The sequence below is a fragment of the Pseudomonadota bacterium genome (assembly GCA_013285445.1).
Lineage (GTDB): Bacteria > Pseudomonadota > Gammaproteobacteria > Xanthomonadales > Wenzhouxiangellaceae > Wenzhouxiangella.
Map to the genome: position 1 here is coordinate 1,036,507 of CP053448.1, position 18,311 is coordinate 1,054,817.

Consider the following 18,311-nt stretch of genomic DNA (forward strand, 5'->3'; position numbering starts at 1 on the left):
CGGCCTGGAGGCTGCCGGGTTACCGGCTTTGCCGGAGCTCAGTAGTCGGGTGTATGCGTCAGGGTCAGCCGTTCGTTGCCGGGCAGATCGGTCAGTACCTGGCGCTGGCCATCGGGCCAGTCGATGATGATCTCGTCGATCCGGTCATGTGTGCCGAGACCGAAGTGCAGGTCGCCATGGTGCTGTGACAGGTAGGAGTCGCCGGCAAGCACCTGGGCAGTCTGTACCTTCGGGCCGGTGCGCAGCTGTACGCGGGCCCCGACCGCGTGGGTGTTCCGGTGTTTCTGGCGCAGCCGCAGCGTGATCCAGTGGCCGATCGGTTCGGTGATGTTGCGCAGCAGCACCGGCTGGCTGCCGTGGATCATGATGACCAGGTCGAGTCGGCCGTCACCGTCGTAGTCCGCCTGGGCGCCGCCGCGGGCAACCAGCGGCCGCGCGTCGGGCCATGCGTACTCGGTGACGTCGACATAGCCGCGCTGACCGACGTTGCGGTACAGCAACAGCGGCTGGGCAATGAGCCGGCTCGGATCGTTACGATCCTGCAGGGTATGACCGTTGGCGGCCCACAGGTCGAGTTGGCCGTCGTTGTCGAAGTCGGCAAAACCGGTGGCCCACCCCACCTGGCGCAGTGAGGAATAGCCGAGTCCGAGCATCTCGCCGACCTCCATGAACAGAACGCGTGGTGTTTGTGCTGTATCCAGACGCGTCATGTTCTCGAACAAGACGTTTTCCTGGGCCACCCAGTGGGTGATGAACAAATCAAGCAGACCGTCGCTGTTGTAGTCGCCGACTGCCAGCCCCATGGCGCCGCGGTAGTCGGCAGCCAGGGAGCTGGCGCCGATGTCGAGCAAGCCTTCCGGACGATTGTGAAACACTGCGTTTGACGAGACGTCGTTGGCCACGTACAGGTCAAGACGGCCGTCATTGTCAAAGTCGAACCAGACCGGCTGCAGCGAGCGGCCATCCGGGTTGGCGACACCGGCCTGCGTGGCGATCTCGGTGAATGTGCCGTCGCCGTTGTTGCGGTAGAAACGGTTGGCGGCAGGCGAATAGGAGGACGGATTGAGTGTGTAAGGCACCTCGGTGTCGTACTGCTGGTCGGTGCGGTCGAGATCCTCTGGCCGGTAGTCGAATTCGACGTAGTTGGTGACGTACAGATCAAGCCAGCCGTTGCCGTTATAGTCGGCCCAGGCGACGCCGGCGCCGAAGCCCGGATCACCGACGCCGGCCTGGGCGGTCACGTCGCTGAAGCCGCGGCCAGCGTTGTTGCGCAGCAGCACGTTTTCACCGTAGGCGCTGATGTAGAGGTCCAGAAAGCCGTCATTGTCGTAGTCACCCCAGGACGCGCCGAGGCCGTTGATCGCGATATCGACTCCCGCCTCGGCCGAGATATCGCTGAACGTGCCGTCGCCGTTGTTGCGGTAAAGCGCACAGCGTCCGTCGCCGCCGGTCACGAGGTTGCCGCGGAAGTTGACCAGAAACAGATCCGGGTCGCCATCATTGTCGTAGTCGCCCCAGGCCGCGCCTGATCCCATATCCTCGGGCAGCAGCGACTGGCGTATGGCGGGGAAATGGTCAAAATCGATTCCGGCGATGTCGGAGACTGCCTCGAAGCGAAAACCGGCCATCTCGGCGCTGGCCTGGCGTTCGAGGGCGTGGGTGACGCCACGGGTCGGATCATCGTCGCTGCTGTAGGGGTCGACCGGGCCGGTCAGCTGCCAGACAATCAGGGAGAGGACGATGACCAGACCGGTCGTGATCAGGCCCCAGCGCAGCATCAGCCGGTGACGCCTGGTCAGCTCAGGCATCGTCGCTGATCATCACGGTGGCCGTGGCGCGATTCATCTCGGTGATGGGTGCGCGCATGTCGGCTTCCGGGCCGTACATGCGATCGAGAAAGTCGGGGTTGGCTTTCCGGTACCAGAGGATGGACTCGATGTGCAGCCGGCTGGCCCCGTCTTCCTCCCCGTCCGGCATGTCGAAAGCAATGGTCTCGCTGCGGCGTGGGCGACCTTCCGCATCGAATTCGGGCGGCCGGCCGCGATCGTCGCGGACCTCGGCGGCCATGCGCCGCAGCGTCACCGACGGGCACTCGAGCGGCAGTTCGACCCGGTCGGTCATGCCGGGGTAGACCGAGCGCGAATAGCTCTTGCCGACCAGGTCCCAGAGGTTGTGCCGGTCGATCAGTTCACCTTCACGGTCAAATGCATCCGCCTTGAACCAGGCGACCGGATCGACGACCGCGCCGCGCTCGTCGAGATGGCCGCTGTGGTAGAGGACTCGACCGAGGTCGTCGGTAACCCGCACTTCCAGCCAGCTTTCGATCATGTCCAGCGGTCCGGTCGGGAAATCGTGACCCGTCTTGTTGTTGGTCAGGATGACCTGGAAACGGGTACGTTCACCGCGGGCGATGGTCTCTGGCGCGTCAATGGTCATGCGCACCACCGGTCCTTCGGTCCACTTGTCGGCGATTTCCGGGATCTCGATTTCACCGCGCAGCCACTGCTCGGTCAGGCGAACATGCTCGGCTGCCCCCTCGAGATCGTGCAGTGTCGGCAGGTACTGGTTGCCGCCGAGAAAACGGTGATTCCGGTGCTTGCCGTCGTCTGCAGCGCGATAGACGTCATGGCCGTCTCCCGCGGCCGGGTCGCGACTGTCGTTCAACGGCATGTGGCATTCGCGACAGTGAATGGTCTTGTCGGGATCGGCTTCGTCATGCCATCGGCTGCGTGCCCAGCTATCGTACTGGTTCTGACCCTGTACGCGGCCAATATCGGTGTTGAGATCGATGTCCATGTACTGCTTGTGGCAGGCCGCGCAGAACTCAGGCGTCTTGTAGAGTGGCCGCGAGTAGCTCTCGATGTGGTGGCGCGGGTAGGCGCGGATCAGAAAATCAGCGGTCAGTTCGGCCAGCGTGCCTTCGGCGCCTTCATGCAGGTAGGGCTGCGGCAGGCGAATCGTGAAGTCGGCATTGCCCTGAATATCAGCGTTGACGATGCTGTGGCAGGAGACACAGGAAATGCCTTCCTCGAACCCGGTTGCGCTCAGCGTGAGGTTGCCGCTGTTCTTGGCTCCGCTGAACAAAGAAATCGGGTCGTGGCAGCCGGCACAGTAGCGAGTGTGCTCCGGCGAGGTTTCCTCGGCCATGACTTCCTGTACCACCTGAAACAGGTCATCCATGGCGGCGTAGCGATGGGCGCTGGGCAGCCATTCCCGGTAGATCTGATCATGGCAGCTGCCGCAGCGTTCCGAGCCGGCCATTGCACGGGCCTCAAGCGCGCCATTGCGCTGAATCCACTCGGCGGCCTCGCGCAGGATTCGCTCGCTCGCCGCGAGAGTCTCGGTTTTGCTCACGCCGGCTTGCTGCAGGGCGCGGCGGTGATGGGCAAACAGCCCCGAGTCATGGCCGGCATAGTGCTGCAGTCGAACCGATTCCGCCTCGGGGTTTTCCAATGCAGCCCGGTATGCCGATCGCTCCGGCTCGTCGAGCAGCCCGGCCAAGCGAGCCGTGAGTCCGTCCTGCCAGTCGCCGTAGTCAATCCTGGCGAGGCTGGGCGCAAACGGCCGATCCGGGCCGAAGCGCCAGTTGTAGTCGTCGGGAAAGGCCGTTTGCAGCTCGGCTGACGGGTGGCGGGCAGCCCAGACAGCGGCTGCGGCAAGCAATACGATGCTCAAGGCACCGCAACCAACCCAGAATACGCGCCGGGCACGCACGACCGGTTGTCGTGCAGCGCCGCGGCCGAGCGGCCTGAGCAGGATCGAGACCAGGTGCACCACGAACAGAACCGGCACGGCCATGCCGGCGAGCAGATGGGTCATGTCCCAAAAAGCCCCCAGCGCATCGCCAAACAGGGCCTGGGCAGTGACGGCAAGACCCGAAATCAGACAGAGGAGGGTCAGGAGTGCTGCTGCATAGCCGATGAGCTGGTAGTGGCTGAGATTGCCGCCGCGGCGGTTGCGCCAGTGGATCCACAGGTAGGCCAGCACGGGCGCTAGGGTCAGCACTCCAACAAGCGTGTGGATGATCAGCGCGGTCTGGGGCAGCGCCCCGAACGGCCAGAAGTAGATGATCAGCCCGCTCGCGGCCAGGAAAACCAGAATGCCGGCAGTCGTCACGCTCAGGGGCGAGCGCCACTCGGTCGCGGTGTGCGTACGCGTTTGTTTGCCGGGTGAATTCAACGGTAATTGCAGGGCTTTGGGAGCGGCCGTAAAGTGGCCTGAATTTTACATCTTCCAGACCGGTATTGCGAGGACCGGGCCTGGAAAAGGGCGTGGGACACTGGCCCGCATTATTCATGAATTCACTCGCGCCCTTGCTTGCGCCTTGTCCGCACAGCGGATTTTTCTCCCTCGGAAATACAGCCTGGTATTCCGCTCGGTCGGAAAATCCGCTGTGCGAACAAACCCCTGCGCAATCATCGCGGCGACTCATGAATAATGCGGGCTAGAGGTTGCGCAGGTCCGCGAAATCGCCGGAATCATGATCGCGCTTGAGGCGGTCGAGCAAATCGAGGATGCGGTCGGCGGCTTCCCGGGGGCTGGGCATGTTCTCCGTGCCGCGAGCATCCTTGAGTTTCTGCACCGATGGGAACTCGCTGCTGTCGACTTCCTGGCACAGGTAGTCCTGCATGCCGGTATCGATCAGGCCTGGCGCGAGACTGATCAAGTGTGTGTCCGGCATTTCGGGCGCATACAGTTTGATGAGGTTGTTGAGCGCGGCTTTCGACAGCGAGTAGCCACCCCAGCCATAGTGCATGTTGACCGCAGCACCGGAGGAGACCGCCACGACCTGGTCGACCGGGATCTGGCGTTCGATCAGCCAGTCGAGGATCATCTTGTTGGCCCACACGTTAACGCGCATGAGGTGTTCGAGGTCGTGCACGTCGGTGTGGGAAATCTCCTGAATCCGGCCCAGGATGCCGGCGTTGAGGACCACCAGGTCAAGCCGCAGGCAGTCCGACAGCAGGCGTTCAAGCCCTTCCTCGAGATGGTTGAGGTTGCCGATGTCCTGTTTGCGGTCACGGATACCTTCTTCGTCGTGGGCCGCCAGGGGGCAGCCGCGCCGGCTCATGCCCCAGACAATGGCGTCACGGTCGAGCAGCGCTTCGGTCAGCCCCAGGCCCAGGCCGCTGCTGTTGCCCGTAATGAACACATTCATTGTTGCTTACTCTCTCCCGATGGTGCGTTCGAACAGATTCAGGATACGCCAATACTCGTCGCGCCAGCTATCCGGACGGGCGAAACCGTGCCCCTCCATTGGATACGACGCCAGTTCCCAGTGGTCTTTCTCGAGTTCGATCAGACGCTGCGCCAGCCTGACCGAGTCCTGATAGAAAACATTTGAATCGAGCATGCCGTGGGCGATCAGCAGGTGGCCGTCCAGGCCCTCGGCAAACTCGATCGGCGAGCTGCGCCGGTAGGCCTCCGGGTCGATCGCGGGTGTGTTGAGGATGTTCGAGGTGTAGAAGTGGTTGTAGTGCGCCCAGTCGGTCACCGGCCTGAGTGCGGCACCCGCCTGGAAGACCTCGGGCGCCTTGAACATCGCCATGAAGGCCATGAAGCCGCCGTAGGAGCCGCCGTAGACGCCGATGCGTTCGCGGTCGGCGTCGTGGTTGTCGACCAGCCAGTCGACGCCGTCGATCAAGTCCTCGAGCTCGGGCGTGCCCATCTGGCGATAGATTGCCGTGCGCCAGTCGCGCCCGTAGCCGGCGCTGGCGCGGAAATCCATGTCGAGCACGTGGTAGCCGCGCTCGGTGAGCAGATTGTGAAACATCTGCTCGCGAAAGTAGTTCGGATAGCGCGACCAGGTGTTCTGCAGATAGCCGGCGCCGTGGACGAACAGCACGACCGGGTATTGCTCGCCCCCGTGGGCGGGTTCGCCGCGCGCCGGGTAGAACTTCGACCAGACCGGGCGGTCGACGTGGCTCGAGGGCACGCCAACGATCTCGGGCTGCTGCCACTCGATCGCCTTGAACCGCTCGCCGCGCGTGTCGGTCAGGGGATCGAGCTCGCCGGTGTGGAGATCCACCAGGGCGGCCTGTGGGGGCAGGTAGGCCTCGGAATAGCGCACCAGCGCCTGCTCGCTCGCGCCCGGCATGACGGTGAAGGACTCGATGCCCTTGTGTTCAGTGATGCGCTCGAGCTCGTCGCCAACCAGGTCCAGGCGGTAGAGGTCGTATGCGGTCGGATGGGAACGGTTGGCCAGCATCAGCACTGCCGCCCCGTCCGCGTTGATGACCGGGGAGTCGACCTCGAACGCTCCGTGCGTGTGCTGTCGAGGTGAACCGCTGCGTGCGCCCACCGTGTAGAAATGACTGTAGCCGGATTCCTCCGACAAGAACCACAGCGTTTCTGAGTCCGGCAGCCAGCCGAACTGGTTGAACGACCAGTTGATCCATGCCGCGTCGGTCAAGCGATGGCGATGCTCCAGAACCGGTACTTCGGCACTGACGTCGACCACGGCCAGCCAGCGATCCTTGTTGTCGATCGCGCGCAGCTGCACGGCCGCCAACTTGCCTTCGGCGTGCCATTCGATACTGTCGATGTTGATCTCGCGCAGCTCGTCTTCGCCGATTGGGTCGATACCCTGTTCCTGTTTGAGTTCGGCCAGCGGATCGCTGTCGATGCCCGGCAGATGCCCGAAGTCCAGTTCGTGTTTTGCCCGGTTGTCCAGATCAAGCAGCCAGAGCTGGCCGGGCGCCGGCGGATTGCGGCCCACGCGCGTGCGCACGTCCTCGACGTCGATATAGCCTGACTGCGTGACGTAGTGGGGCATTCGGCCGTCCTTGCCCTCGTCATGGCCGGCCGTCTGAACGGCCAGCAACAGCCAGCGGCCGTTTGGCGACAGGGCCGAGGCGCCGGGTTCCATGTCCGCGCCCAGGTACCAGGGAGCAACCGAGCGACTGGTGTCTTCGGCTGCTGCCTTCTCGGCCTCGCTGCGCGCTTCCCGCTTGTCTTCGACCTGGTCGCGCAGGCTTTCAAACAGACGCAGCTGCATTCGGGCCAGGTTGTCGTCGGGCTCGGCATCCGGCTCGTCTTCGAAGCGCAGGTCGGTCACCGGCCAGCTCAGGCGATCGACCAGGTCGTGGACCCACCACTGGCTGCCGCGGAGAAAGACAACTCGTTCACCTTCGGGGCTGAAAACCGGCGCGCTGTCGGTTGCGCTGTCACGGGTGAGCTGCACCAGATTCCCGTCGCCGGGCTGACGGACAAACAGGTTGCCGTTGCGCACGAACACGAAGCGCCCGGTCTGCGGGTGGTAGACCGGGTTGGCACCGTCGATGCCGGCCTGTTCGGCGTAATCGACCAGATGATCCTCACCGCTGGCCAGGTCGATACGACGGATGTCTCGAAGTTCGCTGTCTTTGCGCTCGACGAGATAGTAGATCGCTTCACCATCGAGCTGCCACCAGGTCTGTTCGACCGGCGGCCCGATCCACTGCGGGTCGGCCATGATCTGTTTCAGCGAGGGAGTCTGGGCAATCGCCGACAGCGGCGCCAGGAGCATCAGAACGATCGTGATTGGTCTGGACTTCATTGGATTCGCGAACGATGGATTGACCGGGCGCGCTCCGCCCACAAGGCAGGGACCGCCGCCGGTTGGTCAGGATACAGCAGATCGACCGCGCTCAGGCAAGCGCTTCACGCCGCCGGAAAGCAAGTTACAATTTCGTGACAATGGAGGGAGTTGCGATTGCATGGAACAGGCAGCTGGCTGGTTGCAGCCTGCGGCAGCACTGGTCACCGGCTATCCGTATCTGGTCTTGTTTGTGGGCCTGCTGCTGGTCGGGGAGGTGGTGCTGCTGCCGGCACTTTTCCTGGCGTCGACGGGGCGGCTGGACTGGTTGTGGGTGATCCTGGTCGCGATTGTCGCAACGGTGCTATCCGATCTGGCCTGGTACCTGCTCGGCCGTTGGTACCCGGCGCGAATGCTTGATCGCCTGCGTGAGCGGCAGCCGCCGGATCGCGTCGAGCGTCTCGAAGTGCTGTTCCGGCGCCAGGGCCCCAGGTTGCTCTACCTGTCAAAGTTTGTCTATGGCACCCGCATCGTTGCCCAGGTGCTGGCTGGCGCGCTCAATATGCGCTTCGGCCTCTACATATCGGTCAACCTGCTCGGCGTGGTCACGGTGGTGTTGTGCCTGGCCGGCCTGTCGTGGGCGGTGGTCGGATCGGCGCGACAGCTGGAAGAACTGCTGCAGCACATCGAGCTTGCCTTCCTGCTGTTGCTGCTGGCCGCGGCGTCGGCTTACCTGACTTTCGGGCAATGGGTGAGGCAGCGATGGTTTCGGTAGTCATCGCGGCCTACAACGAGGCGGCGACTGTTGCCGAATGCGTGCGCTCGGTGATCGGGCACCCGCAAGTCAACGAGGTGGTCGTGGTCGATGACGGTTCGAGTGATGCGACCTCGGCCCGCGCGCAGGATGCCGGCGCGACCGTCGTCCGGCTGTCGGGCAACCGCGGCAAGGCCGCGGCGCTGGATGCAGGCGTGGCAGCTGCGCAGGGTAGTATCCTGCTGTTTCTGGATGCCGACGTGACCGGGCTCACGCCGGCCGCCGTATCCCGCATCCTTCATCCGGTGCTGGCCGGTGAAGTCGATCTGCACGTCGGCATCCGGGCACGCAAGACGTTGTGGCTCAATCGCCTGCTGCACGTGTTCCCGATCATCGGCGGCGAGCGCGCGCTGACGCGCCAGTTGTGGCAAATGGTGCCCGAGCGGCACAAGCGCGGCTTCCGCATCGAGATTGCCCTGAACCACACCGCGAAGCGGCGCGGCAACGGCATGGACTTCGCGCTGATCGAAGGACTGACCCATCGCACCAAGGAACGCAAGCTGGGTCTCTGGCGCGGAGTCCGGCTGCGCATGCGCATGATCGGCCAGCTTGTTGCGGTTACCTGGAGTCTCTATGTCGTTGAAGGCCTGCGCGAGCGTATCGGGTCAGGCCGGCGCGGCGCGGTTCGCGATCGCGGTTGATGACGGCCACCGGGCCCGGTCCGGAGTCGTCGCGTCCGGCCAGGGGGTGCCGCGCCCGGTCAGGGTCAGTGCCGGGCGCTGTGCCCGAGGTCCGGTGGCCTTGTCTTGATACCGCCATGAAAAAGGCATACAGTGAACCCGACTCGATCGATGGTCCGAGGATCTGCCCATGCACTGGCATCGTTGGTTCGCGGCGTGTCCTGCCGCACTTTTGCTTTGTTCTGTCGGCGCGATGGCGCAGCCGGCGTCCGCTCAGACACAGGCCGACGCCGCCAGCACGGTCTGGAAGCCGGCCAGTGCCGTCGCTCAACTGTCGGGCAGCTGGGCCGACCAGGGCCCCGGTCCGGCAACGGATGGTCAGGTCGAAAACGTCACGCCAAACGACGAAGTGGTCGGCGCCGTGGAGGCCGTCGTCGCTCATCCGGCCGACGCGGACACCCTGTGGATTGGCGGCGTGAACGCCGGTATCTGGAAGACCACCAATGCAACGGCAAGCAGTCCGAACTGGGTTCATCTGACCGATGACAAGTCATCGCTGTCGATCGGTGGCCTGGATCTCGATCCTACCGACGCCAGTCACCAGACCCTGCTGGCCGGGATTGGCCGCTTCTCCAGCCTGGGCCGCACCGGTGGTGAGCGCATCGGTCTGTTGCGCACCACCGATGGCGGGTCGAGCTGGACCTTGCTTGACGGCGGCGGCACCCTCACCGGCAAGAACATCGCGGCGGTGGCTGCGCGAGGCAGCACCTTGCTGGCGGCAGTCAATGTTGCCGACAGTTTTACCTATTCCAATATCGGCATCTTCCGCTCCACCGATGGCGGCAGCAGCTTCACGCAGATTTCCTCCGGTGACGGCACGGCCACGGGCCTGCCCGGGGGCGTGACCCATGATCTGGCCGGCGATCCGTCCAACACTGCCCGTTTCTACACCAGCGTGACGTTTGCCGGTGGTGTTGGTGGCAGCAATGGCGTGTATCGCAGCGACGATACCGGTGCGACCTGGTCCAAGGTATCCGATGCCGCCATGGATGCGCTGATCGTCGACGGCCTGGCGAATATCGAGATTTCGGTGGGCAGCAGCAGCAACGTCTACGTGGGCATTGTCGGCAGTGACGGTGAGCTTGACGGCGTGTTTCGATCCGGCAACGGCGGCAGCAGCTGGACGGCCATGGACCTGCCCGAGACCACCGAAGGAGGCGGGGCCATTTTCGGCGTCCATCCCGGCGGGCAGGGCGCCATCCACTTCTCGATTCTGGCCGACCCGGGCAATGCCGACATCGTCTACATCGGCGGTGACCGTCAGCCGTTTTTCAGTGAAGGGGGCGGAGCCGGTTTCTGGCCGAACTCGATCGGTGCCAACGATTTCTCCGGGCGGCTGTTCCGTGGCGATGCCTCGCAGCCGGGCGGCTCGCAGTGGACGCCGCTGACCCACTCGGGTACGGCCAGCAACTCCTCGCCGCATGCCGATTCCCGCGAAATGACTTTCGATGCTGCCGGCAACCTCATCGAGGTAGACGATGGCGGTATCTACAAGCGCACCTCGCCGCAGCTGGGTAGCGGAGACTGGTTTTCGATCAATGGTGATCTGCAGTCGACCGAATACCACGGGATTGCCTACGACCAGGTATCCGGAATTGTTTTTGGCGGCGCGCAGGACACCGGATCGACCGAGCAGGTAGCCACTGGCAGCAAGACGTTCCGCAGCATCTCGACGGCAGACGGCGGCGACGTGGCCGTCGATGATCATTCCTCGGCCAGCCAGTCGACGCGCTACACCAGTTTTCAGTTTCTGAGCGCTTTCCGGCGGCGCATCGTCAATGCGTCCAACGTGGTCACGGGCACGGCATTCCCTACTCTGACGCCTATCGGCGGCAGCCCGGCTCTTGATGCGCAGTTCTATACGCCGATCATGGTCAACACAGTGTCCGGGGATCGCCTCCTGATCGGTGCCGATAACGGTCTCTACGAGTCGCTTGATCGCGGCGATACAATCACCCGGATCGGTGCGGGAATCAAGGTCAACGCCTTTGTCGGGGATCCCATCATCTATGGTGTGCCTGGCAATGCCGATCTGATCTATGTCGCCGATGACGGTTCGCTCTACCGGCGAACCGCCGCGCCGGGCGCTGGCCTGACGCTGGTGACCTCGCCGACCAGTCTGGTGATCAATGATCTGGCGATCGAGGGCGCCAGTCCTGACAACCTGTTTGCGGTGGACACAGGTGGCGTTTATCGATCCACCAACGCGGCCAGCTCCTGGTCGACCGTCACCGGCAATCTGAGCTCGCTTGATCCCGGACGATTGCGCGCGCTGCAGTTTGTGCCCGGTGCCGATGCGGCGCTGGTTGTCGGCGCTGACCGCGGCATTTACGTCGCCTACCAGAGTGACGGGTTTGCAATCTGGTCCAAGCTGGGCGGTACCGGCTTGCCCAACGCGCCGGTTTTCGAGCTCGACTACAGCGCCCAGGACGGCGTGCTGGTTGCCGGGCTGCTGGGGCGGGGCGCGTGGATACTGGAGCAGGCTGGCGACGTGATCTTCGCCGACCGGTTCGATTGATGCCGCAGGGCATGCTGACAAGCGCGCGGCAGCGCGAGCAACTGGACAGACCCATGACTGACAAGACAGCAATTGCGACCGAGCCCCGAAACGCTGACGCACGCGAGTGCGGCAGCTGGCAACGCGGGTGGTTGGGTATGCCGACTGTGATGGCAATCATCACGGCCGGCACCCTACTGGCTGGCCCGACCGCCGCCGGCGAGCTGACAGGAGCCGGAGACGGTGTGTCGCTTGGCAGCGGCGTGTTGGTGGATCCGACCGGCACCATACTTTACGTGGCTGAACCCGAGGGCCTGACGGCCCGTCGGCTGCAGGATGGCGAGCGCGTCTGGCGCCATGAACCATCGGCCCGCCCGCTGGGCCTGCACGCGGGGTCACTGGTTGCCCTGGGGCAGTCCGCGACAGAGGCGGGCTTCGAGGTGCACTATCTGGCTCCGGCCACCGGTGCAGTGCAGGCATCGATCGAAGTGCCGTTGCCTGACGGGATCAATTTCCTGCTCCAGGATCGCCCTGACCAGCGGTTTCGGTTGCGCTACTACGCCGGCGACGAGGGGGAGATCCTCTCCTGGACCCATGCCAGACGGCCGCTGCGCGGCGCACCGGCGGTATCCGGTTTGAACCGCGGGCGCAAGATGCCGAGAATCAGTACGGAAGGGTCCAGTCCGACCGAATCCGAGACTGAAGCCGAAGCGGAAGCAGGCGCCTGGCAGCAGCGGGTGGGCGGGCTGGTCCAGCTCGACCGCAGCAGTGAACAGGCCTTGCCGCTGCCGTCGGCGTTTGTCGATCGCCTGCCGGTTGAATTGTCACCGGATCTGGCGCCGGACGAATGGCTTGGCGAGATCCAGGGCCGCCAGTTCCGGTCAGGTGACGGCCGTCATGTGCTGGCAACGCGCACGGTCGATGACCCGACCGAGTGGCTGCGCCACGAATGGATTCTTCTGGACCGTGATTCGGGATCGGCGCTGGGCAGCCTGCAGCGCTTTTATTCCTATGCCCCGTTCGTCGTGGTTGAGCGGCAGATTGCGCTGCTGGTTCCGGCACACGGCCAGCTTGACAAGTCCGGCCAGTGGGTCGAGTCCGGACCTGCCCTGGCCGTATGGCGCCTCGATGACGATGTCTTGTCCTGGCGCACCGAGCTGCTTGAAACGGCGTACCTGGGCGAGTTGCCGCCCTGATCGTTTGGCCGGGCGGGGCCCGGCTTGCTGTGGCTTAATTGCTGCAGTAGAGTGGTGGACTGATTCCGGTCCAATCAGAAGCCAAGGGGTCCCTTGACCGTTCGCACGCTGGCCCGTTTGTTCTCGCATGCCCGACCTGACCGTCGCCTGGGCGAAACAGCCGTACACCGGTTGCAGAGACGCGAGCATGCCCTGGTCGAGGAATTTGCGCGCAGGATGCCGCATATCCCGCTGGTACAGGACCGCACGGGGCAGGACGATTCGGCGTTGGGAACCGCGCGTTTTGGCGACCTTCTGGCACGCCCGCGGCGCTTGATTCCCACTGCCAGCCCCGGCGTGACCTACGTCGAGCTGACGTTTCGCTATATCACCGAGCAGGATGCCGTCTATGAGCTCAACCTCGGTCCGGCGCGCGTCTATGCACGCATCGAGGATCCGCTGTTTCTGGGCAGGCGTCGGTACAGCGTTGAACAGATTCGGGCCGACCGGGGCTTGCGCGAGGCGTATTTTCGGAAAGTCTTTGCCCTGATGGCGGCGCAAAGTGACTGCCAGCGCGAGCTCAGTGACTGGATGCGCGCCTTTCTCCTGCCAGAGACCGGCAGCAGCGATCATGACCTGCTGGCCACGCTGCAGAACTTCAACCACAATATCGTCACCGGGCAACGGCAGTCGCCGGCCAGCCGCAGACACTTCCAGTTGGCAATGCAGCAGCTCGACTTCGGCCGAGAGACGCCCGGCCGGGGTCCGGTCGCCCTTCGCCTGTCGGTGCGGCCGCACCGGCGACCAGATGGCGCCTATGCCCAGTCAGTCACCACTGTTCTGGCCGGCACCAATCGGGGTCCGGCGTTTCGCGACGATCAGGGCAAAGTGACGTTTAGTCTGCCCGGTGATGCGTTTGAAAGGCGCTTCAGGCGTTTTGTCGAGCAGGCCAGTGCTGACCGGCTGGAACGACTCCGCGGGCGTTCCTGGCGCACAAGCGCTGAAGAGCGGATCTGGGGTGGGCGCGGCGAGTGTGAAGCCTATTTCCACAACCACGACACCTTTGTCATGAAGGGGGTCAAGTGGACGCTCGAACGCAGCGACGACCAGGCACCCAAGGTGCTGGGGGCGCACCACAACGTGGCTGTCTTTCGCAGCGGCAAGCACCGGGTCGCGGTCAAGGCGGTGCCGTTCGAGTCCGTTGGCGACCTGGTCCGTCTGACTCAGGCTCATCAGTACGTTCACGGCGTCCAGGCGCCTGCCCTGCTGGCACAGGCGCAGGCCTATCCGCAGCTCGCCGGCGAGATTCTGCGCGCAGCAACCGGTTTGCTCAGTGCACCGCGCAACCCGCGTTTTGACGATACTGCGCAAGCCCGCAGGGCGCTTGACGAGGACTGGAGCGGACTGTTCAAGCGCAACCTGGGCCCACTGCTGCACCAGGTCACGGTCGACTACGATCACCGGCTGCTGCTGGCCGTCCTCGACTGGAGTGCCGAGGGCATGCTGTCGGATTTCCACGCTCGCAAGCGCCTGCTGGAGGATTGTTCGCTCAGTCATCGGCTGCGCATGGCCGCAAACCTGTTCCGCAACGGCCACCAGATGCTTGAGGACGACGTCACGCACACCGACCTGAAGGCCGAGAATATCCTCAATCTGCCCGGTGCGGCTTTCAGTGCCCAGCAAAAGGCGCGCAAACAAGGCTGGGGCCGCCTCAGCGACAGCGAGCTCGAACGGCTGATGGCCGGTGAACCGACGTTCGAAGGCGATTTTTCCGGGATCTACTTTGGGCGTGAGGGGGCTGTTGACAACCTGTCTCGGGGCGAAGGGCTGCCAACTTCGCTTCACTATTCGAGCTGGAAATTCGCCAGTCTCGGGCTCAGTGAGGGTATCCGGCCGACCGTGCTGCGCGTCCGGGGTGGAGCGCTGCCCGGTATCGATGCCCTGCTGCTGGAACAGGACATCGCCAATCGCGGCACGGCCGCCTGGGAAATCGTCTACGGTTCCCTGCTCGATTGCTTTCCGCCGACAGAGGAGGCGCGCCGCATGGAGGCGCGTCGCACGGCCCAGCAGCGCGCGGCCGTTCATCTTGCGCAGGTGATTCGCGCCAGGCGCGAGGGGCGAGAAGATGCGGAGCAGCTGACCCGGCTCGAGAAGGCAATGCGCGAATGTGACCGGCGACTGCTTGATGTGGTCAGTCTGCGCTCCGAGACGATCGACAACAAGTCCCGAATCACTCCCCTGTTTCAGCACGCGGCCGACAACCGGCACGGCTTGACCGTATGGCTTGACCCCCGCGTCATCGACATGCTTGATCACCTGGCCTGTGATTTCAGGCACCGCGACATGAGCCGGGAACATGTTGCCAAGCTGTATCGGACTGCCGAGGCCCTGCTGCGGGCCGAAGCGGGGCGACTTGAACGGGCTGACCAGCGCATTGCGGCCGGCCGGCGACAGAGAATGGTCTCCTACATGCGGAAGCATCGTCTTCACTTCAATCCCGATTGTGGACTGCTGGGCCTGGCTGATCTTCCCCGCCAGCTCGAGGCGTTTGCCGCGCTGGTCAATCGAATCCCCGATCCGCGCCGGGCCCTGAATGAATTCACCCGGAGCTGGCTGAGCGCGCGGCAGTGGGGCGGGACCGTGCTCGATGCGCTTGAACAGGTGCAGGCCGCGGCTGCGGAAATGCCCACCAGAGCGAACGACAAAGGCCGGGCTGAACTGTGTGAGTTGTTCCGGTCCGCGCTGCTCAAGGAGCACGAAAGCCGCATTCAGCTCGAGTCATGTCTGGGTGAGGAGACCATGCGGCCCCCACACCTGGGGCTGTTCGAGCGCCGCAAATGGCGGGTGTATCGTGATCATGACAAGCTGCGCTTCAGTCACTCCGCAGATCTCTGACCGCCGGTTCCGTCGGTCGGCAGCGCTTGCCTGCGCTGGCTGGTCGGCCGGCTTGCTCACCGGGTCGGTCGCCTAGACTCGTCATGCCGGAAGGGCCCGAGATGTTCCGCGTAGCCCGGCAGATCGTCGCTGCAGTGGGTGCGCAGCCTTTGACTGAGGTCTGGTTTGCCTTCGAGCACCTGCGCGCGGGTCAGCGTGAGCTGACCGGTCGACGGCTGATGGCGGCCACAACCCTGGGTAAGGCGCTGTTGCTGCATTTCGACAACGACCGGGTCGTTTATACCCACAGTCAGCTCTACGGGCGCTGGCTGTTTGCTGAAGCCGGTCGCCGGCCAGACACGAATCGTCAGCTGCGACTGGCGTTGACGACCCGGGCGCGTTCGGCGCTGCTCTACAGCGCCTCGGATATCGAATTGATCGACGCCGCTTCGCTGCGGGCGCATCCCTTCGTGGCCCGGGCCGGCCTCGATGTGCTGTCAAGCGGTGCCGATGTCGCCGCCATTGCACAATGGATGCGCCGCGACCGCTTTGCTGGTCGTCAGCTTGGCCACCTGCTGCTTGACCAGTCGTTTCTGGCTGGCGTGGGGAATTATCTGCGTTCCGAGATCCTGTTCGCCGCCGGTCTGCACTGGACTGATCGGCCACGCGATCTGGACGAAAGCGCCTTTGCTCGCCTGGCCGGGGCCGCGCATACATTGATGTGGCGATCGGTCGAGACTGGCGGAATGACCAACCGGCCGGAGCGCGCAAAGGCCCTCAGGAGCGCCGGCTGGGCCTGGCGCGACTACCGTCATTTCGTGTTCGATCGCGACGGTCAGGTCTGTCACGCATGTGACACCCCGATCCATCGGGTCGCGGTCGCGGGTCGCCGCCTCTATTACTGCCCGAGCTGCCAGGGCCGCGTGGCTTGACCGGAAGCCGATGGCACCGGACAATCGAGCCCATGAAGCTATATACCTATCCCCAGGCACCGAGCCCGCGGCGGGTGCACCTGTTTCTGGCCGAAAAAGGTGATGCGCTCTCTCGGCAGATCGAGCAGATCGTTGTTGACCTGCGTGCCGGCGCACACCTGTCAGACGAGTTCGGCCGCAAGAGCCCGTGCCATACGGTTCCGGTGCTCGAGCTTGACGATGGCCGTTGCCTGAGCGAGTGCGGCGCGATCTGTCGCTATCTCGAAGCCATTGAACCCGAGCCACCGCTGTTCGGCCGCTCTCCCGAGGCGCAGGGAATCATCGCCGATCGCGAGCACTGGGTCGAGATGAACGGCCTGCTGGCGGTCATGGAGGCCTTTCGCAACACGCTGCCCGGTATGGCCGATCACGCCTTGCCCGGGCGGCGTCCGGTGCCTCAGATCGCTGCACTGGCCGAGCGCGGCCGGCGGCGCTACGAGTGGTTCCTCGAAGACCTCGACGGCTTTCTGGCGGCGAGTGAATACATCGCCGGCGATGACTTCAGCCAGGCCGATCTGACCGCGCTGGTAACGATCGACTTCGCGGTTCGCGGCATCAAGCTCGCAATCCCCGGGTCACTGGACCACGTTCGCCGCTGGTATGAAGAAGTGGCCTCGCGTCCTTCGGTGAAGGCCGTTGGTCGATAGCGTGTTTCTGTAACCGCATGGTCAGTGGCGGCGCTGGCCATGGCTTCGATGCTGCCCGGGCGGGTCACGCAACACAGCACAGGTGACCAATGGGCTATTGAAGCGCGAACGCCCAGTTGCTATTAATCAGTCATGACGAACCATCGAGCAACGCCTCCCGGGCGATGGCCGGTGGTCTGCATGGCTCAATCGGGCGTTTTTGCGCTCATCAGGAGGTTGGAGATGGACACGTATCGGACACCGACAGGATTGTTGGGGCTCATGGCCGGGATTCTGGCGCTGAGCGGTTGTATGGCGGGAACGCCAGAACTGCAGGAAACGCGTGAGATGGAGCTGACCGTGTCGGCGGGTAGCGAGCTGATTATCGATGTCGGTGCGGGTTCGCTGTCCGTTGAGGGCGACAGCCAGACCGGGACGGTTCGGGTGATCGCCGAAATCTGGCAGGTCAGTGCCAATGACGACTACACGCTTGCACTGGAGCGGCATGGCGAAAACGGCGCCCGCCTGGAGGCGCATACCGGGTCAGGATTCGGAAGCGGCAACGATCGGATTGACCTGGTCGTTCATGCGCCTGAATCGCTGCGCGTCCGAATAGACGATGGCTCGGGCAGCATGGCGGTTCGTTCACTGACCGGAGACCTGGATATCCGCGATGGATCAGGAAGCATCCGTGTCGAATCGATTGGCGGCAACGTGACGATTGAAGACGGGTCGGGTTCGCTGCGTACCGACAACATCGCCGGCAACCTCAGCATCGATGATGGCTCGGGCAGCATCGGCATTCAAGGCACCGGCGGCGATGTGCACATCGACGATGGCTCCGGCAGCATCACGGTCCAGCGCACCGCTGGCACCGTTACTGTCAGCGACGGCAGCGGCAGTATCGAGGTGGACGGTGCCGAGGATTTCCGGCTGCTTGAGGACGGCAGCGGCAGCGTCAGCGTGACCGGCCTTCGGCGCGGAGATGGCGGCGACGGTTGATGGGGGCGCCGGTGCTGCGCGCAATGACATGCTCTGTTCGGGCCGGAATTGTCGGGCGTTCTGCATCCGGAAGACCGTCATGACCCAGCCCGGCAGATCATCTGCCCGGTTCAGATTGATCGGGCAGCTTGAGGGTAACCGGCGCGAACAGTAAAT

The 18,311-nt window shown here is 64.1% G+C and carries 12 protein-coding genes; 8 read left to right on the forward strand and 4 right to left on the reverse strand.

The genetic code is table 11. The annotated features are described in order from the left end of the window. Nucleotides 1-38 precede the first annotated feature (38 nt). From HND55_04785 to HND55_04800, 4 genes are all read right to left on the reverse strand, one after another. Entirely contained in the window at nucleotides 39-1,808 is a 1,770-nt protein-coding gene (locus HND55_04785) for a CRTAC1 family protein (protein ID QKK02033.1), read from the reverse strand. Then, entirely contained in the window at nucleotides 1,801-4,179 is a 2,379-nt protein-coding gene (locus tag HND55_04790; protein QKK02034.1) for a hypothetical protein, read from the reverse strand. The genes HND55_04785 and HND55_04790 overlap by 8 nt, the downstream gene beginning before the upstream one ends. Before the next feature lie 265 nt (nucleotides 4,180-4,444). After that, a complete protein-coding gene (locus HND55_04795) occupies nucleotides 4,445-5,158 on the reverse strand; it encodes an SDR family NAD(P)-dependent oxidoreductase (GenBank protein ID QKK02035.1) in 714 nt (237 codons plus the stop codon). A gap of 6 nt (nucleotides 5,159-5,164) precedes the next feature. Then, nucleotides 5,165-7,537 carry a prolyl oligopeptidase family serine peptidase gene (locus tag HND55_04800; protein QKK02036.1) on the reverse strand — a complete coding sequence of 791 codons (2,373 nt, stop codon included), beginning with the start codon at nucleotides 7,535-7,537 and terminating at the stop codon, nucleotides 5,165-5,167. 160 nt (nucleotides 7,538-7,697) lie between these two features. Here HND55_04800 and HND55_04805 point away from each other — a divergent pair, with 160 nt between their 5' ends. The 8 genes from HND55_04805 to HND55_04840 all read left to right on the forward strand — a co-directional run bounded on the left by HND55_04805 (nucleotide 7,698) and on the right by HND55_04840 (nucleotide 18,155). Beyond that, a complete protein-coding gene (locus HND55_04805; protein ID QKK02037.1) occupies nucleotides 7,698-8,291 on the forward strand; it encodes a DedA family protein in 594 nt (197 codons plus the stop codon). Further along, nucleotides 8,279-8,971, forward strand: coding sequence for a glycosyltransferase family 2 protein (locus HND55_04810; GenBank protein ID QKK02038.1), 693 nt, complete (start codon nucleotides 8,279-8,281; stop codon nucleotides 8,969-8,971). Before HND55_04805 ends, HND55_04810 begins: the two co-directional genes overlap by 13 nt. A gap of 169 nt (nucleotides 8,972-9,140) precedes the next feature. After that, entirely contained in the window at nucleotides 9,141-11,528 is a 2,388-nt protein-coding gene (locus HND55_04815; protein QKK02039.1) for an RTX toxin, read from the forward strand. A gap of 53 nt (nucleotides 11,529-11,581) precedes the next feature. Continuing rightward, complete coding sequence (locus HND55_04820; GenBank protein QKK02040.1) at nucleotides 11,582-12,703, forward strand: hypothetical protein; 1,122 nt, start codon at nucleotides 11,582-11,584, stop codon at nucleotides 12,701-12,703. Nucleotides 12,704-12,796: 93 nt separating this feature from the next. Next, nucleotides 12,797-15,577: a hypothetical protein gene (locus tag HND55_04825; GenBank protein QKK02041.1), complete on the forward strand. Its 2,781-nt coding sequence runs from the start codon at nucleotides 12,797-12,799 to the stop codon at nucleotides 15,575-15,577. An 83-nt stretch (nucleotides 15,578-15,660) separates the two neighbouring features. Then, the gene (gene nei, locus HND55_04830) at nucleotides 15,661-16,488 is read left to right on the forward strand and encodes an endonuclease VIII (GenBank protein ID QKK02042.1); all 828 of its coding nucleotides are present in this window, start codon (nucleotides 15,661-15,663) and stop codon (nucleotides 16,486-16,488) included. A gap of 32 nt (nucleotides 16,489-16,520) precedes the next feature. Then, on the forward strand, nucleotides 16,521-17,174 hold the full coding sequence (locus HND55_04835) for a glutathione S-transferase (GenBank protein QKK02043.1): 654 nt from the start codon (nucleotides 16,521-16,523) through the stop codon (nucleotides 17,172-17,174). Nucleotides 17,175-17,465: 291 nt separating this feature from the next. Beyond that, the gene (locus HND55_04840; GenBank protein QKK02044.1) at nucleotides 17,466-18,155 is read left to right on the forward strand and encodes a hypothetical protein; all 690 of its coding nucleotides are present in this window, start codon (nucleotides 17,466-17,468) and stop codon (nucleotides 18,153-18,155) included. Nucleotides 18,156-18,311 lie beyond the last annotated feature (156 nt).